The organism is Shumkonia mesophila, from assembly GCF_026163695.1.
In the GTDB taxonomy this organism is placed as follows: Bacteria; Pseudomonadota; Alphaproteobacteria; order Rhodospirillales; family Shumkoniaceae; genus Shumkonia; species Shumkonia mesophila.
In genome coordinates this window covers 41,129-64,756 of sequence record NZ_JAOTID010000019.1, presented here as the reverse complement: position 1 = coordinate 64,756, position 23,628 = coordinate 41,129, and the positions used below count along the sequence as shown (strand labels likewise).

19 protein-coding genes and 5 pseudogenes are annotated in these 23,628 nt (G+C 60.2%); 17 read left to right on the top strand and 7 right to left on the bottom strand.

From position 1 onward, the window contains the following. Together ODR01_RS22470 and ODR01_RS22465 are read left to right on the top strand one after the other, a co-directional pair. A pseudogene (locus ODR01_RS22470) lies at positions 1-834 on the top strand (sugar phosphate nucleotidyltransferase); the annotation flags it as partial. Then, positions 817-1,275, top strand: a pseudogene (locus tag ODR01_RS22465) (DDE-type integrase/transposase/recombinase); the annotation flags it as partial. The pseudogenes ODR01_RS22470 and ODR01_RS22465, both read left to right, overlap by 18 nt. Here the strand turns inward: ODR01_RS22465 and ODR01_RS22460 are convergent. Next, entirely contained in the window at positions 1,179-3,059 is a 1,881-nt protein-coding gene (locus ODR01_RS22460; RefSeq protein ID WP_449441461.1) for a tyrosine-type recombinase/integrase, read from the bottom strand. The pseudogene ODR01_RS22465 and the gene ODR01_RS22460 sit on opposite strands and share 97 nt — an antisense overlap. Positions 3,060-3,481: 422 nt before the next feature. Between ODR01_RS22460 and ODR01_RS22455 the strand changes: the two genes are divergently transcribed. The 8 genes from ODR01_RS22455 (at position 3,482) to ODR01_RS22420 (ending at position 12,307) form a co-directional block, all read left to right on the top strand. Next, complete coding sequence (locus tag ODR01_RS22455) at positions 3,482-4,279, top strand: IclR family transcriptional regulator (RefSeq protein ID WP_316979951.1); 798 nt, start codon at positions 3,482-3,484, stop codon at positions 4,277-4,279. Between the two features lie 109 nt (positions 4,280-4,388). Beyond that, complete coding sequence (locus tag ODR01_RS22450; RefSeq protein ID WP_316979950.1) at positions 4,389-5,357, top strand: tripartite tricarboxylate transporter substrate binding protein; 969 nt, start codon at positions 4,389-4,391, stop codon at positions 5,355-5,357. 17 nt (positions 5,358-5,374) lie between these two features. Next, entirely contained in the window at positions 5,375-5,860 is a 486-nt protein-coding gene (locus ODR01_RS22445) for a tripartite tricarboxylate transporter TctB family protein (protein WP_316979949.1), read from the top strand. Further along, complete coding sequence (locus ODR01_RS22440; RefSeq protein WP_394356865.1) at positions 5,854-7,395, top strand: tripartite tricarboxylate transporter permease; 1,542 nt, start codon at positions 5,854-5,856, stop codon at positions 7,393-7,395. The genes ODR01_RS22445 and ODR01_RS22440 overlap by 7 nt, the downstream gene beginning before the upstream one ends. 138 nt (positions 7,396-7,533) lie before the next feature. Then, positions 7,534-8,523: a Bug family tripartite tricarboxylate transporter substrate binding protein gene (locus tag ODR01_RS22435; protein WP_316979948.1), complete on the top strand. Its 990-nt coding sequence runs from the start codon at positions 7,534-7,536 to the stop codon at positions 8,521-8,523. A 310-nt stretch (positions 8,524-8,833) separates the two neighbouring features. Further along, a complete protein-coding gene (locus ODR01_RS22430) occupies positions 8,834-9,733 on the top strand; it encodes a dihydrodipicolinate synthase family protein (RefSeq protein WP_316979947.1) in 900 nt (299 codons plus the stop codon). 517 nt (positions 9,734-10,250) lie between these two features. Next, entirely contained in the window at positions 10,251-11,192 is a 942-nt protein-coding gene (gene rbsK / locus ODR01_RS22425) for a ribokinase (protein WP_316979946.1), read from the top strand. A gap of 83 nt (positions 11,193-11,275) precedes the next feature. Beyond that, positions 11,276-12,307 (top strand): IS110 family RNA-guided transposase, encoded by a 1,032-nt coding sequence (locus tag ODR01_RS22420; RefSeq protein ID WP_316979945.1) that lies wholly within the window; start codon positions 11,276-11,278, stop codon positions 12,305-12,307. A 292-nt stretch (positions 12,308-12,599) separates the two neighbouring features. On the opposite strand, the pseudogene ODR01_RS22415 reads toward ODR01_RS22420, so the two are convergent. After that, a pseudogene (locus ODR01_RS22415) lies at positions 12,600-12,892 on the bottom strand (IS701 family transposase); the annotation flags it as partial. A 174-nt stretch (positions 12,893-13,066) separates the two neighbouring features. Here ODR01_RS22415 and ODR01_RS25310 point away from each other — a divergent pair. Beyond that, entirely contained in the window at positions 13,067-13,183 is a 117-nt protein-coding gene (locus ODR01_RS25310; protein WP_394356866.1) for a MarR family transcriptional regulator, read from the top strand. 218 nt (positions 13,184-13,401) lie between these two features. Here the strand turns inward: ODR01_RS25310 and ODR01_RS25305 are convergent. Together ODR01_RS25305 and ODR01_RS22410 are read right to left on the bottom strand one after the other, a co-directional pair. Beyond that, positions 13,402-13,506 (bottom strand): annotated as a pseudogene (locus ODR01_RS25305) (type II toxin-antitoxin system YafQ family toxin); the annotation flags it as partial. Between the two features lie 193 nt (positions 13,507-13,699). Continuing rightward, positions 13,700-13,978: a type II toxin-antitoxin system RelB/DinJ family antitoxin gene (locus ODR01_RS22410; protein WP_316979944.1), complete on the bottom strand. Its 279-nt coding sequence runs from the start codon at positions 13,976-13,978 to the stop codon at positions 13,700-13,702. Positions 13,979-14,305: 327 nt separating this feature from the next. Between ODR01_RS22410 and ODR01_RS22405 the strand changes: the two are divergent. Continuing rightward, positions 14,306-15,002 (top strand): annotated as a pseudogene (locus ODR01_RS22405) (IS6 family transposase). Between the two features lie 4 nt (positions 15,003-15,006). Then, a complete protein-coding gene (locus ODR01_RS22400) occupies positions 15,007-15,432 on the top strand; it encodes an isocitrate/isopropylmalate family dehydrogenase (protein ID WP_316979943.1) in 426 nt (141 codons plus the stop codon). A 465-nt stretch (positions 15,433-15,897) separates the two neighbouring features. Here the strand turns inward: ODR01_RS22400 and ODR01_RS22395 are convergent, their stop codons facing one another. The 3 genes from ODR01_RS22395 to ODR01_RS22385 are packed head-to-tail and all read right to left on the bottom strand — an operon-like array spanning position 15,898 to position 18,712. After that, positions 15,898-17,172, bottom strand: coding sequence for a TRAP transporter large permease (locus ODR01_RS22395; RefSeq protein ID WP_316979942.1), 1,275 nt, complete (start codon positions 17,170-17,172; stop codon positions 15,898-15,900). After that, the gene (locus ODR01_RS22390; RefSeq protein WP_316979941.1) at positions 17,169-17,717 is read right to left on the bottom strand and encodes a TRAP transporter small permease; all 549 of its coding nucleotides are present in this window, start codon (positions 17,715-17,717) and stop codon (positions 17,169-17,171) included. The genes ODR01_RS22395 and ODR01_RS22390 overlap by 4 nt, the downstream gene beginning before the upstream one ends. Then, positions 17,717-18,712 carry a TRAP transporter substrate-binding protein gene (locus ODR01_RS22385; RefSeq protein ID WP_316979940.1) on the bottom strand — a complete coding sequence of 332 codons (996 nt, stop codon included), beginning with the start codon at positions 18,710-18,712 and terminating at the stop codon, positions 17,717-17,719. Before ODR01_RS22385 ends, ODR01_RS22390 begins: the two co-directional genes overlap by 1 nt. Positions 18,713-18,945: 233 nt before the next feature. On the opposite strand from ODR01_RS22385, the gene ODR01_RS22380 reads away from it, so the two are divergent. From ODR01_RS22380 to ODR01_RS22365, 4 genes are all read left to right on the top strand, one after another. Continuing rightward, on the top strand, positions 18,946-20,373 hold the full coding sequence (locus tag ODR01_RS22380; protein WP_316979939.1) for a M24 family metallopeptidase: 1,428 nt from the start codon (positions 18,946-18,948) through the stop codon (positions 20,371-20,373). A 235-nt stretch (positions 20,374-20,608) separates the two neighbouring features. Then, positions 20,609-21,862 (top strand): ABC transporter substrate-binding protein, encoded by a 1,254-nt coding sequence (locus ODR01_RS22375; RefSeq protein ID WP_316979938.1) that lies wholly within the window; start codon positions 20,609-20,611, stop codon positions 21,860-21,862. A 24-nt stretch (positions 21,863-21,886) separates the two neighbouring features. After that, positions 21,887-22,795 carry a carbohydrate ABC transporter permease gene (locus ODR01_RS22370; protein ID WP_316979937.1) on the top strand — a complete coding sequence of 303 codons (909 nt, stop codon included), beginning with the start codon at positions 21,887-21,889 and terminating at the stop codon, positions 22,793-22,795. After that, positions 22,795-23,628 carry a carbohydrate ABC transporter permease gene (locus tag ODR01_RS22365; protein WP_316979936.1) on the top strand — a complete coding sequence of 278 codons (834 nt, stop codon included), beginning with the start codon at positions 22,795-22,797 and terminating at the stop codon, positions 23,626-23,628. Before ODR01_RS22370 ends, ODR01_RS22365 begins: the two co-directional genes overlap by 1 nt.

Below are 23,628 nucleotides of genomic sequence, written 5' to 3'. Positions count from 1 at the left end.
CAGGACTACAGTCGCATGCTGGCCGAGCACATCGCCAAGGGCGCCGACGTCACCGTTTCCTGCGTCGAGGTGCCGATTGCCCAGGCCACCGAATTTGGCGTGGTGGGCGTCGACGAGCATGACCGCATCGCCGGCTTCCTCGAAAAGCCGAAGGAACCGCCGCCGATCCCCGGCCGGTTCGACCGCGCGTTTGCCAGTATGGGCATCTATGTGTTCAACGCCGAGCTTCTCTACGACGCGCTCCAGCGTGATGCCGAGGACAAACCGTCGTCGCACGATTTTGGCAAGGACGTCATTCCATCCCTGGTTTCCAATTGCCGGCTGTTTGCCCACCGGCTGCGCAACAGCAGCATCATGTCGACCTCCGACAACGGCGTGGGAGAACCCTACTGGCGCGACGTCGGCACGGTGGACGCCTACTGGGAGGCCAACCTGGACCTCACCACGGTCAACCCGTCGCTCAATCTTTACGATCCCCTGTGGCCGATCTGGACCTACCAGGCCCAGCGCGCGCCGGCGAAGTTCGTCTTCGACGACGACCTGCGCCGCGGCATGGCGGTGCAGTCGCTGGTGTCGGCGGGCTGCATCATCTCGGGGGCAACGGTTCGACGGTCGCTGCTGTCGACCAACGTGCGCGTGCACTCCTTCGCGCTGGTGGAGGATTCGGTGATCCTCCCGGACGTCAGTCTCAACCGCCACTGCGTCCTCAAGAAGGTGATCGTTGACAAGGGCTGCAACGTGCCCGGCGGCCTGGTGGTCGGCGAGCATCCGGCCCTCGACGCCCTGCGCTTCTGCCGCACCGAGAACGGCGTCACCAACAAGTACCCCAAGCGGCGCGTGAAGGCGAAGTTGCGGGAGGATCGGCAGGAGGCTGTCGGGCCGAACGATGTCTGGGCGATGGACTTTGTCCACGACCAACTGGCGACAGGAAGGAAGCTGCGTATCCTGACCGTCGTCGATACCCATTCACGCTACTGCCCGGCCACGGATCCGCGGTTCACCTATCGCGGAGAGGACGTGGTGCAGACCTTGGAGCGGGTATGTGCGCAGATCGGCTATCCGAAGACGACCCGGGTCGACAACGGCAGCGAATTCGTCTCCCGCGACCTTGATCTCTGGGCCTATGCCAACGACGTGACGCTGGACTTCTCACGGCCAGGCAAGCCGACCGACAATGGCTACATCGAAGCCTTCAACAGCAAGCTCCGGGCGGAGTGTTTGAACGCCCACTGGTTCCTGACGCTTGCCTGTGGGCGGAAGACGCGGATTTTGTGGTGTGACCGGAGCGCGGTGACCCGTTCGCGTGTCCAGCGATTGCCGTGTCCGGTCACCAGGCCGTTTCGGTTGAGGATGCCGGCAATCAGATCATCATTGGCAATGAGCACCAAGTGCCGGACGGCCGCGATGATATCGGGGGAAGTACTGTTGCGCTGCCCTCGGCGCCGCTTCGGCAGGCGCCGTTCGGTATGCACGCCACCGATCCAATGGATCAGAAGCACGATCTCGGATGCCTCATCATCGATATCGGCGATCACCTCGTGGATGAGGGTGCGCACGATGCGCTTCTTGAGCCTGGCATCCGTTGTCGGCGCCGACCAGACAGCCCGAAGGTCTCCGCCGAGCGCGGTGATGTCCGGCAACGACAGAGAGGATGGTTCCGGCTTCGCGGCATCATGCTCGACAATCCGGCTCTCGATCCCGTCGACATGGGAAAGGGCGCGGTTCCATCGCGTCTCCAGTTCCGCGGCAACCAACCAATTCTCGAGGTCCGAGGCGTCATATTGCCGGAATGCCCGATCGGCGCTGTAGTGGGCAGCCTCGAGATCGCGCATCAGCGCATCGCGAACCTGATCACGGCGGTGGGCGGCTTGTGCCGCGGCTTCGACAGCGGCAGCAATGGCGCCCGGTTCGACGACCTGGAAAAGCGCTTCCTCAATGGCGTCGTCGGCCCGCAGCCCACCGAAGGCGATGCACCGCGGCTCGCCATTGTCGAGCAAACCCCGCCAGCAGGAATAGCGGGGAATGTCGTGCCGGGTTCCGGTGTAGCGGACCGTCAGTTTGCGGCCGCACCGCCGGCAGCGGACAAGACCGGCAAGCAGGGCATCACCATGCTTGGGTGCTCCGTGATGCCGGCTCGTAGGCACATTGTCGCTGACCATCTTGCGGATCGCCTCCGCCCTCTCCCAACTGACGTAGCCTTCATGAGCTTTCGGGATCAACGCCAACCATTCCTCGCGCGCCTTGCGGCGGCGGCGTGAGCGAGCCGTCGTCGCCCCGTATTCCGATGCAGATCCCGTCCTACCATAGGCGTAGGCGCCGCCGTAGATCGGGTTGTTGTGGCCAAGCAGCACCTGAATGATGCGGATGTCGGTGCCGTTCTCGAGAAGGTGGGTGGCGAAGCTGTGGCGCAGGGTGTGCACCGTTACCCGCTTGCCGAGACCCGCCGCCGCCGCGGCCGAGCGGCAGGCGGCATAGAGCACCTGCACATCGATCGGGCTGCTGCCGTCGCGGCCGGGAAACAGCCACTCATTAGGCCGCGCCAGTCGCCAGTAGGTGCGCAAAATCCGCAGCAGTTGCGCCGACAGCATGACATAGCGGTCCTTGCCGCCCTTGCCATGCTCGACCCGGATCGCCATCCGCCGGCTGTCGATATCGCCGATCCTGAGGCCGACCGCCTCCGATGTACGCAGCCCCGCCGCATAGGCGGCCGTCAAGGCAGTGCGGGTCTTCAGGCTCGGTACCGCTTCGAGAAACCGCACCACCTCGTCGGCGCTCAGCACCACCGGCAGCGTACGCGACTCGCGCGCATAGGGGATCCACTCCGGGATCTCCCCATGGCCCAGCGTCACGCCGTAGAAGAACCGCAGCGCACATACCGTCTGGTTCAGCCCCGGCCATGAGATGCCCTTCGAAACGAGATGCACTTGGTAGGCGCGAACGTCCTCCAGACCAAGCCGGTTCGGCGACCGCTTGAAATGGCGGCTGAACTTCGAGATCGCGTGAACATAGGACCGTTGCGTCGCCGGCGACAGATTGCGGACCGTCATGCCCTCGATCATCCGCCGGCGCAGAGGGCTCATCTCCACCATCGGGCTTCTCCTGTCTGATAGGTCGGGCTTCAACACCCGATATCCTCTCAAACCGGAAACCTTCCGTCCGGTGCCGACCCTACCTCCCGCGCCAGCGGGTTAGTTCAATCCCCAAAATGCTCGTCTCTCCAAAAATCGGCCTAGTGCTAGGCGGAGAGGTTCTGCGGCAATCTCATGCTCATCTTGCTTTTATCTCGCAGTGCGGAATAATAAGCGACGATGACGCTTCGAAATTCCTCTTATGACGGGGCGGTTTTGGGGTAGGCTGTATTGTGCAAGATGACTTGGCCACATCCATCCGTAATTTGCGCTCTTTCAGGCCCCTTGCCTCTCATGAGAGAAACAGTGAACGCTTAGCGCAATCGTTCCCAGCATCGACCTTAAGGACCGGAATGACCTCGACCGACAACAGGAATACCAGCACGAGTCGCGACGGCGGAGCAAAGCTCTTCTACAAGATGGCTGCCGTTCTCGGTTGCTTCACGCGTGCGCGTGGCCAGCTTTCCATCGCCGAGATTATGGAAGCAACAAGCCTGCCGCGGACGACTATCCACCGTATTGTTGCCTCTTTGCGCGATGTCGGATTGCTTGACCAGGACGGGCGTCGGCAAACGTACCGCCTGGGTCTCAAAATGTTCTACTTCGGCAGCGTGGTTATTGCCAACCTGGACTTGAACCATCATGCGCATTCTTATGTCTTGGCGCTGCATCAACTGACGGGCGAAATCGTTCATCTTCATATGTTTGACGGCAGCCAGATGGCCTGCATCGAGCGCGAAGAGATGGGTGGCACGCGGCTGACAACACTGACGACTATTGAAGCGGCTCCGACGTATTGCACCGGCGTCGGTAAGGCGTTTTTGGCTTTTCAGGAGCAAGAGTTGATCTTGAGGATCGTCGCTGAAGAAGGATTGGAACCACGCACGGAGCACACGCTTTCGACCTTGGAAGCGTTATTGGCCGACCTCGAGTTGACCCGTCAGCGCGGCTTTGCCGTCGATGACGAGGAAAACGAAATCGGAGTGCGCTGCATCGGCGCTCCCATACGCGATTCCCGCGGCCAGGTGTTTGCTTCCGTGAGCGTTTCCGGACCCAGCGCCAGGATGCCGCTGAGCCGCATTCAAGGCTTGGCCCCGGCTATTATCCAGACGGCGGATGAGATCTCTTGCAAGCTCGGTTGGAGCGGTTAAGGAATTAACATATATATTTAGCCATTTAATTCCACTATTCGGGATTGACAGCGAGAGAGGGTTGGTTTAGTCCTTCGGATAGCTTGGTAGAAAGTTGGGAGGTTATTCGATGGGGCGAATGCATTGTCTTGCCGTTGCGCTACTGCTTGCGCTGGTATTCGGGAGTGGGGCGTACGCCGAGGAATTTCCACAAAGGCCTCTGACTGTTGTCGTGCCTGCGGCGGCTGGCGGTGGTGGCGATACGACCACTCGGCTGCTGGCGCGTGACTTGGAAACGTTCCTCGATCAGCCGATCACTATCATTAACCAAGGGCAGGGCGGCGGTGTGGTCGGGTTGACCACGCTCATCAATGCCAAGCCGGATGGCTATACCATCGGTTTGCTGTTCCCTTATGCGGGATACAGCTTTACAGGCCAGGCCCACTTTTCTGCATCCGATTTCACGCCCATTGCCAATTTCAACGGCGACTCCTCGTCGCTGGTGGTTGCTGCGGACTCTCCCTTTAAGAATCTCAAGGATGCGCTCGAAGCGTTGAAGGCGGCTCCGTCGAACTACAAGATTCACTGCAGTGGTGGTTGCGGCAGTGTTTGGGACGTGCCCGTGGCGGCGATGATGCTCGACTATGGCATCCAAGTCGCGAAGATCGGCTGGATTCCTGGCCAAGGAGCCTCTACCGGTTTGACGGAACTTGCTTCCAAGGGCGTTGATTTTCAGACGGTGTCGCTGCCCGAGGCCTCCTCCCTCATGAAGGCGGGGCTCGTTCGGGCTTTGGCGGTTCTCAGCCCTTCTCCGGTTCCTGGATTCGAAGATGTGCCCCTGGCGGGTGCAACGGTCGGGCATGCAGTGGATGGGGGGACATGGCGCGCGTTGGCCGGGCCAGCCGGATTGCCTCCAGAAGTCGTTAAGGTTTGGGAGAAGGCGGTTCGCGGAGCCGTGCGCTCGGAGGAATTCCGCAACGCCATGGCGACCGCCAATTTTGGCGTGAAGTGGATGGGGCCCGATGAACTTGCCGCCCTCATGACGCAGCACGAAAAAGAGACACTGCGCGTCATGAAAGCGCTCGGCTACGCCAAGTAGCACTGCAGGGCGCGATCATGAAAGTGCACGACGCGTTTGTCGGGATAGTGCTTCTGTGCGTCGGCGCCTCCATTGCCGCCTATGCGCAAACGCTCACCCCGCCGCGCCATCTGACCTACGGACCGGGATTCTTCCCCTTTCTTGTTGGTGTCGGTTTGACGCTCGTCGGCGCCGGCATCACGCTCCGGAGTGTCCGCACTTTTCGAACACAGCCGCTGGCGGTTGCGCCTGACTGGATCGGCTCTCTCAGGAAGTTCATCCGCTTCTGGATTCTGCCGCTCGGCATCGTCTTCTACATGGTCGTGGTCGAGCCTCTAGGCTTTCTGGCGACCGCCACTGTCCTTCTCGCGGCGATTATGAAAACGAGTGGAGTCTCCGTCGGTCAAAGCGTTGCTGTCGGGTTCAGCGTGGCCCTGGTCGTCAACGTGGCGTTTGCTTCGTTCCTTCATGTGCCACTGGCATGGGGGATCCTCATGCCCATTTCAGGATGGTTCATGTGGTAGATCCGTTTGCCGTCCTGTCACAACTGGCTGATCCTTATCTGCTGACGGTCATCATCATTTCCGCCGTCTATGGATTGGTGATCGGCGCCATTCCCGGTCTCACGGCTTTGATGGCGACCGCCCTGCTGGTTCCGTTCATCATCTTCATGAAACCGCTGCCGGCGATCGCCTCCATTATCACGGCGTCGGCCATGGCAATTTTTGCGGGAGATATTCCCGGTGCGTTGCTTCGTATGCCTGGAACGCCGGCCTCGGCCGCCTATACGGATGATGCCTACAGTCTGACATTGGCGGGTAAATCCGCCTTGGCCCTGGGCGCCGGATTGTTCGCTTCCGCGGCAGGAGGGCTTTTCAGTGCGCTGGTCCTGACATTAGCGGCGCCGTGGCTGGCTCGTGTTGCGCTTTCCTTCTCCAGCGTGGAATATTTCTGGCTGGGTGTTCTTGGACTCAGTTGTGCAGCCTTCGTTGCCGGCCCCTCGCTGCTCAAAGGCTTGGCTTCACTTCTTCTCGGGCTCTTTTTTGCAACCGTCGGCCTCGACCCGGTCTCGGGAATGCCCCGCTTTACCTTCGGGTCGACCAACCTGATGGGCGGGCTCGGTCTTATCCCCATCCTGATAGGCCTTTTCGCGATTTCCGAACTGATGCGCAATGCCAATTCCGACTTTCGCGGCCGTGGCGAAACTGGACGGATCGGCTCGATCGTGCGGACGGCCGGCCCTCTCGTCTGGTCGCATAAAGTCGGCATTCTTCGAGGTAGTCTCATCGGCACCGTCGTCGGCTCGCTACCCGGCGCTGGATCCGATATCGCGGCCTGGATTTCCTACGCCCTTGCTCGCAAGGTTTCGCGCATCGGCCAAAGCCAACAGGAAGAGGGGGTGATCGAACGCATCATGTCGGCAAGTGCGGCCAACAATGCCAGTCTCGGGGGCGCCTACATTCCTGCAACGGTCTTCGGGATCCCTGGCGACGCGATCACGGCGATCGTCATCAGTGTCATGTTCATCAAGGGTGTTAATCCTGGCCCAACACTATTTTTGAATCGGCCGGAGGTGATATATTCAATTTTTGCGATATTCTTTATCGCAAATATATTGATCATACCGCTGGGCATACTGTGCATCCGCGGGTTTGGTCTTATCCTCAAACTGCCGACGAGTCACATTTCGTCCGTCATCCTGCTCTTCTGCATCCTCGGCGCCTTTTCGGTGGAGAATACGCTCTTTGCTGTTGGTCTGATAGCCGTCTTCGGGATGCTCGGCTACTTCATGGAAGCGAACGCGATTCCTCTCGCTCCGGCGATCCTCGGCCTGATACTCGGGCCGCTGCTCGAGCAGACCTTCATGACGACCATGCTCAAGTCGCAGGGCGATCTCCTGATTTTCTTTTCCCGGCCGATCGGCGGCACGATCGGCGTGTTCACGATCGGTGTCTGGTTGCTGGCCGTCGGTCTGAAAGCCTTCGCCTCGCGTCACGACGCCCCCGAGGGAGGCTCCGTGCTTGTTTCAGAGAACAGACGGGAAAGCGATACAGCATAGACGGAATCAGTAATGAAAAATCTTGCCAATGTCTAAATATATCAATCTATAGTTTTTTAAATCCATATCTACAACTTAATTAAACATCGACATGTGTCTTTCCGTCAAAATAAATCTCAATAGGAAAATGGGGAGAAAATGAAGATGCGGAACAACCTTATGACGTCGATCCTCTGCGGGATCGCCTTTAACGCCCTGATTGCTGGTGTATCCTATGCGCAGTGGCCAGAGCGACCCGTTAATCTGATCGTCGTGGCGGGAGCGGGCGGCGGCAGCGACTATACCATGCGTCTGTTGGCTCGCGGTCTGGAAGCCAATACGCGGCAGCCGTTCAACGTCATCAACCAAGCCCAGGGCGGTGGCATTGTTGGCTACACAACCTATACGTCCGCGGCACCGGACGGCTATACACTGGGCCAACTTTCGCCTTTCGCGCAGTTCAAGGTGCTCGGCCAAGCTAATTTCACAAGCGAAAACTTTACGCCGATCGCCTTGATCAATGTCGATCCTGCGGCAATCCATGTCGCGACTAAATCCAAGTTCGAGTCCCTGGGCGACATCATCAGGGCGATGAAGGCGGATCCGGCCAGCCTGCGGATCTCCTGCGGCGGGACCTGCAGCGCCAGTTGGGACATTCCGTTCGTTTCCTTGATGCTCGCCGAAGGCGTCGATGTTTCCAAGATCAATCTCATTCCAGCGCAAGGGTCGGCGGCAGGACTGCAGGAACTGGTTTCCGGCGGAATCGATGTCGTCCTCTGCTCGATTCCCGAAACGGATGCCCTGGCCGATGCGGGGCTCGTCAAGACGGTCGGGGTTCTGGCCCACGAACGTCTTGCGAAGTATCCGAACGTCCCGACGGCAGAAGAGGTGACGGGGAAAGCCGTTTCCGGAGGCACGTGGCGTGGCGTTGCAGGTCCGGCGGGGATGGATCCGACGCTTATTTCCGTGATCAATGAGCAGATCCACAAGGCCTATGAGTCCGAAGGCTTCCTGGGTGGCATGAAGAATCGCGGTTTCGGGACCAAGTACCTGGGATCCAAGGATTTTGCAGCCTTCATCAAGCAGCACGAGCTGCAGACGCAACAGGTTATGACCGCGCTCGGCTTTGGGGCAAAGCCCGGCAAGTAGCAAGACGCCGAGGCTAATGCCGGGGGGCGCGTTGCGCCTTAGGTCCGATGGCTCACCGAGGCGGTGGGCGGCCCGCCAACAGCGTTCCGCCCACCGCGAAGGGGTACTGGTGCAACGGATCGCCTTTGCGCCGGGGGTGGAATGTCGTGTGTAATTTCATCATCACAATATGGGAGCAATAATTGGTTTTTAAATTTGATAACTGCAGACAGCGAAAGTAAAGCTGAAGTACATATATTGTACAGTTATTGTACTGCGGTGTTGATCGTTAGGATTTTTCGGTGATCCACTCAACGCAAAAGGAGAAGTAATGATGAAGAGGGCCGTTGGCCTCATGCCTGCGTGCATGACAATCTGGAACAGCGATCAGAGCTACAGCAAATCCAAGATGGAAAAGTACCTGCGCTGGCTCATCGATCAGGGAGCGCAGAATCTCTCGATCTGCGGCAGCACCGGTGAAAACATCACCATGAACATGACCGAGCAGATGGCGATCATAGAGCATGTGCTGAGTTTTGTTGCAGGGGAGGTTCCTGTCTTCTGCGGTACCGGTGTTTATCCCACGATGCACACCGTGACCCTCAGCAAATTCGCCGAGGACCACGGCGCCGATGGGGTGATGATCATTCTGCCTTACTACCTCAACCCCCACAAGAAAGCAGTGATGAATCACTTCCGCGAGCTTCGCCGCAATCTCTCCATCCCGATCATGGTCTACAACAATCCTTGGTTCACGGGGTATGAGCTCACCCCCCTGGAGATCAAGACCCTTTTAGACGAGGGGGTTATCAACGCCGTCAAGGCGGCCCATGGCGACGCCAACCGTGTCCATGAGCTAAAATTCCACTGCGGCGATAAGCTCGACATCTTCTACGGTCACGACTACGCGGCGATGGAAGGGCTGCTGGCCGGTGCCAATGGTTGGTTAAGCGGTTTCCCGGCGATCCTACCGAAGGCCTGCCGCGAGCTTATGGATATCTGCCTCGTCGAAAAGAATGTCGACAAGGCGCTGGCTCAGCAATTCAAGATGCAGCCCTTCATCGACTACTTTTTCTACGACAAGGTCGCTGGTGTGCCGCACTGGCAGGAAATCTGCAAGTATACCCTGACGGTTCAGGGGCTCGACGCCGGATTGCCTCGCAAGCCACTGGGCGATCTCGACGCCGCCAATAAGAAGAAGGTGGAAAAGTTGCTTGGGGATTTGCTGTAGCCGTCTTCGCGCCATCTCGCATCGCTTCATCCTCCCGCATTTGGCTGCGGGGGGATGAAGGATCCGGACACCGACCCGCCGGGGTCCCTCGGCAATTCCGAAGGCCAAAAGGATCAGCCAAAGGATCAGCCAATATTTCATTTGTGACAGCGTGCACCAAATCGCCGCCTCGCGAACCAGTTGCCGCCACCAGATCAACGACAGCACAAGTCGAAGAACAAGCATACGGCCGAGATTCTTTACGAGGCTGAAGGCCTTCCCGACCACCGAATCAAGATCCCGTCACTAGGCGATCGAGCGCGATTGCGGGAATGGGTCGGATCTAGCAGGCTGCTGAAAAAGTCCGATGCGGATCGACGGGGCGCAAGTTTCGAATCAAGGTGATCGGCGCATTGAATCGTTATTGCGTCGGTGTCGGCGCCCACGAATCAATCTTGCGTTGGCAAGGTGCCGAAATCGTTTTTCAGCAGCCTGCTAGATGTGAACTATCCATCGGCTGGATTTTGTGGAGAGCTTTATGAGTATCGTCGTCTTCGGCAGCACCAACATCGATGTTTGCGCCTATGCAACACGTCTTCCACGACCGGGAGAGACGGTACACGGCGACAGCTATGCCATCACGCTGGGCGGCAAGGGCGCCAACCAAGCGGTTGCGGCGGCACAGCTGGGGGCCCAGGTGGAATTGGCCGGCCGAACCGGTATCGACACATTCGGGACATTGGCGCGCCAGCGATTGGCCGAAAAGGGTGTTAGGACGCGTGCGCTCTACCAAGATCCGGATCACTCGACCGGTATTGCGGTGATCGGCGTCGATCAAAGCGCAGAAAACTGCATCACCGTGGTCGGCGGCGCCAACATGGCGGTGGAAAGGGGCGACGTCGAGCGGCTCGAGCCGCTGCTCGGGGAAGCGAAGGTCCTGCTTCTTCAGTTGGAGATCCCCCTGGATGCCTCGTTGGCCGCTGCACGCCGGTTTCGGTCTCGCGGCGCCGTGGCCATCCTTGATCCGGCGCCGGCCCCCTCGCATGGCTTTGATGCGGCGGCCTGGTCATCAGTTGACGCCATGACGCCCAATGAAGCGGAAACCGAGGCATTGGTCGGCATCAGACCTAAAGATGCGTCTTCCGCCGCTCGGGCGGCGACCGCCCTCGCCGAGCGCGGCCTCAAGATCGCGATCGTTAAAATGGGTGGCGCAGGCGTCTATTTCCGCTCCCCAGAGGGTGAAGGCCATATTCTAACCTTTCCCGTTAAGCCGATCGACACGGTGGCGGCTGGAGACTGTTTCAATGGCGGCCTAGCCTACGCCCTGGCTCGCGGCGATGAACTGCCGACCGCACTCCGCTTCGCCTGCGGATGCGGCGCCTTGGCGACCACCCGTCGTGGCGCCTCGGACGCCGCACCGACCCTGGCGGAGGTGGAAACGATACTTAGATGCCGTAATGGGCCGGCGCTCCTCGCATAGCCAGGAAGGCGGCTGTCCCTCAGAGTGATGATGTTGGACGAGGTCCGATTGTGTCGGCCCCAAGCATCAAGCGAGGGACAACCATGGGCTATTATGCAGGAATTGATGTGTCGCTGGAACAGAGCAGCGTTTGCGTGGCCGATTCATCGGGCAAGATCGTGCGCGAGACGAAAGTGGCGAGCGAGCCCGAGGCGCTGTTGCAGCATTTTGCCGATCTTGGGCTGCCGATAATCAGGGTCGGCCTTGAGGCGGGACCACTGTCGCAGTGGCGGCGCGAGGGTCTGGTCGACGCCGGCCTTGACGTGGTGTTGCTGGAAACGCGGCATGTGAAGGCGGCACTGTCGGCCATGACCGTGAAGACGGACCGCAAGGATGCTCGCGGGATCGCACAGTTGCTGCGCATGGGCTGGTACCGACCCGTGCATGCTAAGTCCGCGGACGCCCAGGCAGTGCGGGCGCTGCTGGTCGGCCGCAAGCTGTTGCAGGCCAAGCTGCTCGACGTCGAGCTCAGCATCCGCGGAATCCTGCACGGTTACGGGCTCAAGGTTGGCGAGGTGAGCCGGGGGCGTTTCGAGGCCCGCATTCGCGAACTCATCGAAGGCCATGACATGCTCGAGACGGTCATCGGCGCGATGCTGGAGGCGCGTGCCGCGTTGTGGCAAGAATTTACTCGGCTGCACCGCGAGATGCTGAAGATCGCTCGCGCCGACCCTGTCTGCCAACGACTGATGAGCGCGCCTGGGGTCGGAGCTTTGGTGGCCCTGACGTATCGCTCAGCGGTCGATGACCCGAGGCGATTTGCAAAATCGCGAACCGTTGGGGCGTACTTCGGACTGACGCCCAAGAAATATCAATCCGGCGAAACAGACTTCGACGGCAGTATCACCAAGGTTGGCGATGCCATGGTGCGCACCGCGCTCTATGAAGCAGCGCATATCATGCTGACGCGCGCCACGCGGTTCTCCGCCCTGAAACACTGGGCGATGGACGTCGCGAAGCGGCGTGGCATGAAACGGGCGAAGGTGGCGCTGGCCCGCAAGCTTGCCACCGTCCTCCATCGCATGTGGGTGGACGCCAGCGCGTTCCGTTGGAGCAAGGAGATCGTGACCGCGTGAAGGAGAAACAAGGGAAGCGGAGCAGGCCAGCTTAGTTAGGCTCTGCTCCTTCGAGGTCCCGTCGCCGGGACGAGGGCTTGGCAAGGTCGGGAGTAGTGCTGTGAAAGCCTCGGCAAATCACGCGTCCTAGATTGACCTGTCGGCTCTGGATCTGATGGCATAGTGTGGCAGCCTTCGTGCTGACCACGGATAGAAGCATGATCCTGGCGGCGCGATGATCACTCGAAGGGACTTGACGAGCAAAGGCCCATTACAGAAGCACTACTTTGGCAGATTTTTAGGAGAGAAGGGCCTACGGCAGTGTGGGCATCGGATTGGTGGCGGCTGTGAGAACGCGTTTAGGATCGCCTGCGGACGGCTGGAAGGCTTGGCTGTGGCGGCGGGCCGGGGATTCTTTTTTCCCCCTGCCGCTTGTTTGAGGCGGTGAGATTGCAGGAAGGCGTAGGCGATCATCGTCATCAGCGCGTGTCGGTGAAGGCCCGTCCATGATCGCCCCTCGAAGTGATCGAGGCCGAGTTCCTCCTTGAGTTGCTGATGTGCCTGTTCGCAAACCCAGCGCGCCTTGATGGCGCCTGCGAGCTGCTTAGGCGAGGCAATACCCGGAGTGATTGCTCCTCCACAGGGATTTTCCTTGTTGCCATGCAGTTCGCACGTTTCTCCAAATTGTGCGAAGATTCGCAGTTTTGGCCGGACGTTTCTCGAAGTTTCTCGGATTGTGGTCGATCTTTCTCGCGTCGTTGAGGGGCAGGATATGGGGACATCGATCAGGGCTCCCTTGCCGACATCCTTGCCATGGATACGATTGTACTTGTTCGTCTGTTGGACCGACTGGAAGAGGCGGGCTTTATCGTCCGTATGCCCGATCCCTTCGCTTGAGGCTTATCCCGCTGTCCCAGGTGGATACCAGATGTAGGGTAAGGGCATGCACGAAAAGGTCGTATGACCTCAGCGAGCCATTGCAAGGTAGCGAGGCAGCCTGAGCGCCATAGCTGAAGGTCTACTCAGTTGGGACTGGACCGGGCCCGGAGGATCGGCGCCCCGACCTCATCCCTTGGGAAAAGGGGTTCCCCCCGATAGTGGTTGAAAATTAAGTCTCAAAACAGGTCGGCGTGCGTGCCGGCGCGGACGAACACCACCATGTCGCGCTGACCTTGGTCATCAAGGCGATAAATCAAAAGGAAATCGCCACCGATGTGGCATTCGCGGTGATTGGCCTAATCGCCCTTCAGGGGATGATCCAGTCATTCCGGCCCCAGGGGTCCGTCGTTGGCGATCAGGAGCAGCATCGCTTCCTTGAGATGCTTCATGTTGTAGCGACCGGACCGCGACAACCGCTCCCAATCCCGCAAGAAGCTTTTGGTGTGATCCGATGCCCGAGGTAAGGCCGCCCGCTTATCGCTTGCCGCCGCTTTCGAGGCCATCAAACAACTCCTCGGCGGTGGCAAAACGAACGTCGCGGCTGCGAACAATGGCATTGGCCTCCGCCATTGCCGCACGGGTTTCGGCATTCGGCACCCGCACTTCGAACGGCATCGCCTTTTCCACGACGACACGCTTCAAGAACACCCTGACCGCATCGGACACAGACAAACCCATCGAGGCCAGTGTCTCGCTCGCCTGTGCCTTGACCTCTTCATCCACGCGCACGTGAATCATCGCTGTTGCGGGCATCACGGTCTCCTGCTTATCTGTTCGTAATACAACGTATCTCACGCCCACTTGGAAGTCAAGTTTATTCTCTATCGGTCGTTCGATGGGGGGTGCATCGCCGATCTGATCGAGGAGCCACCCTCCGCCTCTAAGTCGACAGACTACTCTTTTTAATTGAATTACACCGAATCATCCAGAGATCCATATCCTGTGTCACCTGGGACAGCGGGATAAGCCTTCTTCGCTTCCAACATCCATGTCCTGGCGCTCACAGCCAGAGCGCTTTCCAAGGCATTGTCACGTTGTATGTCGGCTTGTAGTCTGTCCGGCGGTTCGTTAGCCAAGTGGATGACGAAAATCAGCTACAGCGGCTACCGGTTCCCGCCTGAGATCATTCACCGGGCAATCTGGCTTTATTTCCGGTTCACCCTGAGTCTCCGCGACGTCGAAGATCTGTTGTCGGAACGTGGCATCGCGGTTTCCTATGAGACCATTCGGTGCTGGGTGGACCATTTCGGACCCCAGATCGCCGCGGACTTGCGTAAACGTAGACCAAAGCCCCATGCGACCTGGCATCCGGACGAGGTGATATCTCAAGATTGATGGCTGGATTGTTTACCTGTGGCGGGCTGTCGACGCTGAAGGCGAGGTTCTCGATATGCTGGTACAGGCGAAACGGGATAAGCATGCTGCGTTGAAACTGATGCGCAAGCTCCTCAAGAAACACGGCTTCGTTCCCGAGCGGCTGATAGCGGATGACCTGCGTTCATATGGGGCGGCGGCTCGTGGCCTTGGGATAGGGAGGCACCATCAGCGTGGTCGTTGGCGTAACAACCGGGCTGAGAACTCGCATCAGCCAACCCGACGACGAGAACGCAAGATGCAGGGTTTCAAAAGGCAGGGATCAGCCCAGAGATTTCTTTCCACTCACGCGGCCGTCTACAATACCTTCAACGTCCAACATCACCTGACATCCGCCCGAACGCACCGCGCCTTCCGTGCGGCGGCCATGGACACATGGCGGACGGCGGTCGCGGCCGCCTGAGAGTATGGTGGCCGCAGGCTCTTCGCGTTCTTCGTTCGGCAACGTGACAAAGCCGCCGACCTCCTTTGACGTCGCGGTCATGCCGAACCAGTACGGCGACATCATGTCCGATCTCGCCTCGGCAGTGGCCGGCAGCGTTGGCCTTGGCGGCGGCGCCACCTTTGGGCGCCGGGTCTGCCTTTTCGAGCCAGTGCACGGCACGGCACCCGACATCGCCGGCAAGGGGATCGCCAACCCCGTCTCGCAGATCCTGACGGCGGCGCTGCTGTTGCGTCACCATGGCGAAGCCAAAAGGGGCGAGGCTATCGAGCGGGCCGTGGCCGATGCGCTGGCTGATCCGATAAACCACACCCCCGATCTGAAGGGGAGGGGAACCACCGAGTCCATGACGGAGGCGATCATTGATGCCCTGCCACGTCATATGCACTGAGGAGTTTGGCTTCGCTTCTCCCGGTAATGTCGGCCGAGGATACAGTGGGCAGATGGATCTGCCGGACCAAGCACCCACGCCCGAGTTTGGAACTCGCGGACGTGAGCTGCCGAAGTTCAAAGGGTGTCTGGGCAACTGCGATTCGGATGACAAACGGGGGGCCGGAGAACGAACCCGCTGCGCGGAACGCGCAAAGCGAAGCTACTGACCGAAATGTCAGAGAGAGCAGTGGGTTTTGGTCGTGTCTCGTTTTCAGATTCGGGCAGGGTCCATCTCGGTCCTCAGCTTTGCGGTCATCGCGACACCGAAAGATGTCTCGGCATCCTTGATCCCGGGGACCAAAAAAGAGTCCCCTGCGCCTTGCGGTGCAGGGGACAGGTCCGACTTGGGAGCAATGTCTTTTTTGGGCCACGGATCGGCGGCTGATCGTGTCACCGGCCATGGCTGGCCAGCGATGGAAATTTGTCAAAGCGCCACGAGAGACGGAAGAAAAAGCGAGAGTTCCGGAATGAAGGTGATGAACCCCAAGACGATGATGAGAACGACGTAGAACAGCCAGCTTTCCTTGGCGAACTCGATCATGCTGATCTTCGCGATGTCGCAGGCGATGAACATGTTTACGCCGTAGGGCGGCGTGATGGCGCCGATCATAAGATTGACCACGACGACGACCCCGTAGTGAACAAGATCCACTCCGAAATGCTTGGCCATTTCGAGCATGAGCGGAACGACGATAAGCATCGCCGTCATCAGATCGAAAACCAGACCCAGCACAAGAAAGACGACGTTAGTGAAGATCAAAAAGCCGATTGGCCCACTCACGATCGTCGATACGGCCGCCACGATCTCCGCCGCCGCGTTCTGCGACGTGATGACGAAACTGACGACGAAGGCCATCGACAGGATGAACAACACCTTGGCCGATTCGAGCCCGGCAACCGCGAAGGCCCGCACTAAGTGGGCGAACGACATCTCGCGATAGACGATGGCCGCCAGTACGAGGGCATAGGTAGCGGCAACGATCGCCGCCTCGGTCGGCGTGAAGATGCCTGCGATGATGCCGCCGATCAGGATGATCGGCGTCAGCAGCGAAAGGAAGGCGCGGGCAAACGACACGACCAAGACGACGAGGCCGGGAAAAGGCTCCGAAGGATAGTTCCGCTGGTGTGCGCGGTAGGCCACTACCAGCATCATCGAAAGGCCCATGACTGTTCCAGGGATGGCCCCGGCTAGCAGCAGCTTGCCGATGGATTCTTCGGCGATCGCCCCATAGACGACGAGCGGAATGCTGGGCGGGATGATCGGACCGATCACGCCGGAAGCGGCGGTGACCGACGCCGAAAACGGAGCATCGTAGCCGGCTTCGCGCATGGCCTTGATTTCGATCCGGCCAAGCCCGGCGACGTCGGCGGGGCCGGAACCCGACATGCCCGAGAAGATCATGCTGGCGACGATGTTGACGTGCCCGAGACCGCCCCGTAGGTGGCCGAACAGGGTTTGCGCGAACGTGAATAGACGGTCGGTAATGCCAGACGTGTTCATCAACTCGGCGGTCAGGATGAAAAACGGGATGGCGAGGAGGGCAAAAGAGGCGATCCCATCCATCATGCGCAATGGCAGGAACAACGGATTGGCGGCGTGCGGATCGAACAAGATGCTGAGGACGGAGGCGATGCCCAGAGAGAAGGCCACCGGGACACCCACGAAGAACAGCCCCATCATGAGGAGGATCAAGGTCATTTTTGGCCTCCGCTGCCCGTCCGGGCCGCCCACAGCAGGAGCATGCAGCGCCACAGGGCGACCCCGGCCATCGCCACCAGAAAGACGGGAACGAAAACATTGAACGCGGCAACGGGCACGGTCGGAATGGACACCAGAGTTTTGTGGATCAGCTTCCATATGACGCTGAAGGAAAGAAAGGCGAAGTAGGCGCAGAACGCAGCCGTCGCCAATTCGAGCAGCGCCGCGGCGATGGTCCGCAGCCTGGGTCCGAGCAACGCCGTCAGGTTGGATGTCGCCCGGATGTTTTCGTTGCGACGGACATTGATGTAGGCGCCGAGGTACGTCAGCACGACCAGGAAATAGCGGTTAACCTCGTCCGGCCAACTGAGTGGATCGTTGAATACGTAACGCATCACGACGCCGGCCAGCCCGATGGCCATGGTCGTTGCCATCAGCAGGGCGATGACCGCGTTTTCCGCGACCATCGCCCGTTTCTCCCATGGTCCGGTTCCCGGCATGGTGCCGGGGTCGGCGATGCCGCCCGGACCGATGTTCTCGTCCATCACTTCCCCCAGGCCCGCATCTTCTCGTAACGGGCAAAGATGTCGGCCGGAAGGTAGCTCTTGTAGAAATCTTCGGCGACTTGGTTCAGGGGCTGGGTGTCGATGGAGATCACCTCGATGCCCGCCTTCTTGATGGCCACGAAGGCTTCTTTGTCCTGAACCGCCCATGCGTCATTGATGAAGCGTTCCGCCGCCTCTCCAGCCTGGAACATGGCCTGCTGGATGTCTGCGGACATCTTCTTGAAGGTGTCTTCGCTGACCATGAACATGTTGATGGTGCGGACATGGCTGGTCAGGATCAGGTACTTCTGAACCTCATGCAGCTTGCCGTTATAGGTGTTGACGACAGGGTTCTCCTGCGCATCGACGATTCCCGTCTGCAGGCTGGTGTAGAGTTCGGCGAAGTCGATGGGGGTCGGGCTGACGCCCGCCTGGCGCCAGAACGCCTGCCAGACGGTGACCGGCGGCACCCTCAGGCGCAGGCCCTTGAAGTCGGCAATGCTACGGACCGGCTTGTTGGAGGTCATCTGGCTTGCCGGCTGGAAGATGGTGGTGAGGATGCGCACGTTGATCTTCTTGCGCATGTCCTCGTACAGATCCTTGCCGAGATCCGACTTGATGACGCCGCGGAAATGCGCGTCGTCGCGGTATCCGAAGGGCAGGGCCAAAACGACCGCCGGCTTGTAGATCGCTTCCAGGGATGACGCGCTGGTCTGGGCAAAATCGAGCAGCCCATTGACGACGGCTTCCTGAAGGGTGTTTTGGCTGCCCAGCTGGCCCGACGGATAAAGAGTGATCGACACGCGGCCTTGCGACGCCTTTTCCACCTGCTCCTTGAAGAGTGCGGCGCCCTGCGAAATCGGGTGGGTCTGGGCGAAGGTCAGCCCGAACCGGAGCCGAAATTCCTGTGCGTTCGCCGGCGTTGCCAAGCTGGCGGCAGCGGCAATTGCCATGGCCGCAATGCCGAAAACGATGTTTGTGGCTGATTTTATCATTGCACTCTCTCCACTGCATGCCGCCGAAGCGGGATTCTACATCGTGGAAAAATCGTAACTTATGTTTCATGTGTGGTCAATAAAAGATGGACGTTATTTTCGATAAATAGCTACAACGTTGTTTTTAAAAACTTTTATATATGACGATATGAAACGTACGTTACAAGACTGTTGACATGGGTCCCGCATTGGTCAGAGACTGATGGCCTCAACACCAGTTCGGGAGAGAAAGAATGGCGGCCAAGGCGACTTCAAAGCTTCCGGAAGCGTGGACCCTGCGATGCGAACGCCTACTCGATGGCTTTGAGCCTTCGTTCGAGTTCAAGCCGGTCAATCCGCTGCCGGCGTCGGAGTACGAAGAGCGCCTGCGGCGACTCCGCCGTGAGGCGGTGGTCGGCGGCTACGACGCGCTGCTCGTGCATGCCGACATCATCGGCTGGTACCACGCCTCCAATTCCTATCTGCGCTACCTGTGCGACTGGTCGCGGGAAGGCCTGCTGGTCGTACCCACCGATGCCGACAAGGCACCGGTCATGCTGACCTTCTTCGGCAGCTCCGTCTTGCTGCCCCCTTACGGCGAGCCGGTCCTGGTCGAGGAGATCTGGCAGGTGGCGCCGTGGAGCCGCGAATACCTCGATCGTCCTGGTAACACCGCCGTCAAGACCGCCCAAGCAACCGCGGGCGTGCTGGAGCGGTTCGGGCTCGCGGCCGGCAGCTTCGCGCTGATCGGCGATCGCACCTCGGCGCCCTACTGGGCGGCGCTTCAGAAAATCCTGCCAAAGGCGGCGTTTGCCAACGAGAGCGGGATGCTCAACCGCGTCCAGCGGGTCCGCTCCTTGGGCGAGCAGGCGCTGATCCGCGCCGCCGCACAACTCATCGACATCGGCATTCAGGCCGCCTATCACGTCACCAAGCCAGGCGTCACCGATCACGAGATCTATGCCGCGTTTTCCTACGCCCAACTGGCCCGCGGCGGCGAGACCGGCGACGGCTACCAGATCGGCATCAACCGCTACGGCACCGCTTGCGGCAAGCCCTACGGCCACGTCGTCAGGTCCGGCGATCTCATCAACCTTTACATCTCCAACGTCACCTACCGCGGCTACTACGCCCAGACCGCCCGGATGATTGCCGTCGGGCGCATCACCGCCAAGCAGGAGGAAGTGCTGGAGATGTGCGTGGAGGGGGTCAAGCGCGCGCTGGTGAAGGTCAAGCCGGGCGTGCTGGCCAGGGACGTCAATAACGCCTCCTTCGAGCCGTTCATCGAGCGCGGCTACCTCGACTCGCCGGAGGCCAGAACCATGCCATTCAATTGGGAGGCCATGCCCGACGGTTCGCCCAGGCCGTTCAAGACCCAATACGTGCCCGACGAGGACTGGGAACGGCAGGGCCGCCGGCTGATGCATGTCTATCCGGCCACCCACGGCCCCCACAACCCGAACATTGGCCACTCGGTCGGCATGCCGGCGATGCCGACCTACAACCTCTCATCACACAACTACGATCGCCTCGAAGAGGGAATGACCTTCGTGCTGCACTCCCAATGGCTCCAGCCGCTAGAGGCTGGATGCAACGTCGGCGAGTGCGTGCTGGTCACCGCCGACGGCGCCGAAAACCTGAGCTGCCACACGCCGCTCGAACCTCATCGGGTTCGCGCCTGACAGGGGTGGTCAATAGGAGGCAAGGAGAAAACCGAGACAGGAAACTTTGAGCATCAACAAGCAGATTCTGCGGGATTCGGGATGAGCACGGCGGCCCCCTGTGTTCGAAGGTCTTCGGTCCGCCGCCCGCGGCCTGCCGTCAACCGGCGGGGTACGAGAGGTTAAAGGGCTTTGCGCCTCGCCATCGTGTCGAGTTCGCCATCTGAAGAAAGGGGTCCCTAAAATGTTCGCTCGCATGCATAGACGATCATTCGCTATCGCCACGGCGGTGATCGCCATCGCCGTTGCCATCGCCGGCCGCCCGGGCGAAACCCTCGCCGCCGACGCTCCGGTCACCCTCGTGATCTCGAACGCGCAGTGGCTGGACGCCCTGCGTGGTAAGTCTCTGTGGGAAGCCGTGCTGAAATACCAAGATGTGGCGCCCCACGTTAAACTTGAGCAGGAGGCCATTCCCACATCCGCCTATGCCGACAAGCTGACGACCGAGATCGGGGCGGGGCAGGGCCCGGATATCGCCATCCTCCAGGACTCGCTCTTCTATGCGCTGGCCGGGGCCGGCTTCCTGGTTCCCCTGGACAAGGCTGTCGAGGGAGTCAAGCTCAACAACACCAACGACGACGGCATGGTCAAAAGCCAGCGTCTGGGCATCGCATGGCAACGCGCCGTCTATGCGCTGCTCTATAACAAGAAGCTGATCGATGCCGCCGGCGCCAAAGTGCCCACCGACGTTGCCGGCCTCATCAAGTCGGCCAAGGCCGTCAGCAAGGCGACGGGCGCGATCGGGCTGGCCACGCGCCACCAGATGGCCGAAGTCTCCAACTGGTTCAAGGACTTCCAAAGCTGGGCCTACGGCTATGGGGTCAACTGGGTCGGCAGCGATGGGAAACTCACCATCGATACCCCGGAGGCGGCCGCCGCGATCGCCGCCTTCAAGGCCGTATACGACGCCGGGATTGTCCCCATCGGCGACGACATGACGACGCAGCGCAGTCGCTTCAAGGAGAACAAGGGCGTCTTCTGCATCGACAACAGCGGCAGCGCCTTGAACATCGCCTCGGGCGGTGCGCTGCAATCGGCCGATCTGGTGGCGGCGCCCCTTCCCTTCAAGCTTCCCGGAGCCCACCAACAGATCTTCATCTCGGTGAGCAAGCACAGCAAGCAACAGGCGGAGGCCATGAAGTTCCTGGCCTGGCTGGTCGGCCCGAAGGGTCAGCAGGCGCTGCGGGATGTTTCCGGTCCCGATGCGCTGGCCACCGACGTCCCGGTCACCAAGGAGTTCCTGGCCGCCCATCCATGGGCGACGACATTCGCCGAGTTGGCCTCCACCTCGCGCAGTACTCTCATTCCGGGCTACGAGGTCGAAACCGCGCAGATCATGCGGGTGGTGATGGAGGCGGTCGAGCGCGTGCTGATTGCCGGCACGCCGCCCAAGGAATCCCTGGCGAGAGCCCAAAAACAGATCGACGCCAAGTTCGCCCGTCGAGGCTAAAAAAACTGAAGGAGGGAGGACGCAATGCAAATCGGCCTGGCCACACTGCGCCGCCGTTGGGGAGCAACGATCATCCCCTACGCCTTCGTCCTCCCCCCGCTTATTTACCTCGGGGTTCTAATGTTCTGGCCGTTGGCCCGGCAGCTGTGGATGAGCCTGACCGATACCCAGCTCACCAACCCCAACGTCGGCCGCTTCATAGGCCTTCAGAACTACGAGTGCCTGCTCTCCGACCCCAGTTTCTACAGCGCCCTCAAGGTCACCCTCTATTACACGATCGGCTCTGTGATGCTGGGAGTGACGATCGGCCTGATTTCGGCGCTGGCGATCAACCGCCCATTCTGCGGCCGGCCGGTCGCCCGCGCCATCCTGCTGTTTGGCTGGGCGGTGCCCAACGTCGCTTCCACGCTCATCTGGCTGTGGATGTACAACGGGCAATCCGGCGTCTTCAACGAGATCGCCATGGCAATCGGGCTGGGGCGGATACCCTGGCTGACCAGCACGGACTTCGCGCTCGCCTCGATCTTCGCCGTCACTGTCTGGCACGTGGCGCCTTTCGTCATGCTGGTCGTGCTGGCCGCCTTGCAGTCCGTTCCGGAGGAAGTGTGCGAGGCTGCGCGCATCGACGGGGCCGATCCGCTCAGCGTGTTTCGGGCCGTCACCTTTCCGCACATCCGCCCGGCCGTCCAACTGGTGGCGCTGCTGGTCGCCGTGTGGTCGATCCGCCGTTTTGAGCTGATCTATCTGCTGACCGGCGGCGGCCCGCTGGACAGCACCAGCACGCTCGTCGTCACGCTGCGCCAGGTCGCCTTCGAGAACTACGAACTGGGAATGGCCGGGGCCTACGGCGCCGTCGGGCTGGTTCTCGCTCTTCTGGTCGCGGCCTTGCACTACCTGGTCGAACAACGGCGCATGAAGTGGATGACCCAATAATGAGCGGAACGACGATAGCCTTGCGCATCCTGCGCTATCTGTTGATCGCCGGGCTGGTCGCCTTCGCCGGCTTTCCAATCTACTGGATGGCCTGCACGGCACTGTCCACCACCTCGGAGCTGTTCAACACCGGGCAGGTTCCCTGGCCGCAGTTCCGGCACCTTCCGGCCCTGGTCACCGATTTGGGCAAGGTGCCGATCGGCCGCTGGCTGTTCAACACCGGCGTGATCGCCACCGGAACGACGGTCTTGAGCCTCCTGCTCGGATCGCTCATGGGCTATGCGCTCAGCCGCTTCCGCTTCCAGGGGCGCGGAGCGATCGGATTTTTGTTGTTCATGACCCAGGTGCTGCCCGAGGCCCTCATCGTGGTGCCCCTCTATGCCATGTTCATCACCATGGGACTGCTCAACAATCTGACCGGCCTGATACTCGCCAACGTCGGTTTCTCGCTACCGGTGGCTGCTTTCATCATCAAGAACGCCATCGACGCCATCCCTTACGAAATCGAGGAATCGGCCATCATCGACAACTGCCCGCGCATTGGCATCCTCACCATGATCATTCTGCCGCTCATCATGCCGAGCCTGGCCGCCGCCGCCGTGATGGCCTTCTTCGCCGGCTGGAATGAGTTCCTGTTCGCGACGACGTTCCTCTTGGACCGAACGCTGTGGCCGGCCAGCGTGGGCCTCGCCTCGTTCATTGGCCAGTACGAAACTCCGCTGTCGGCGGTCATGGGGGCGGCGCTCATCTTCAGCCTGCCGGCCATCGTGTTCTTCCTGCTCATCCAGCGCACGATCGTATCCGGGCTCACCGCCGGCGCCGTGAAGGGATAA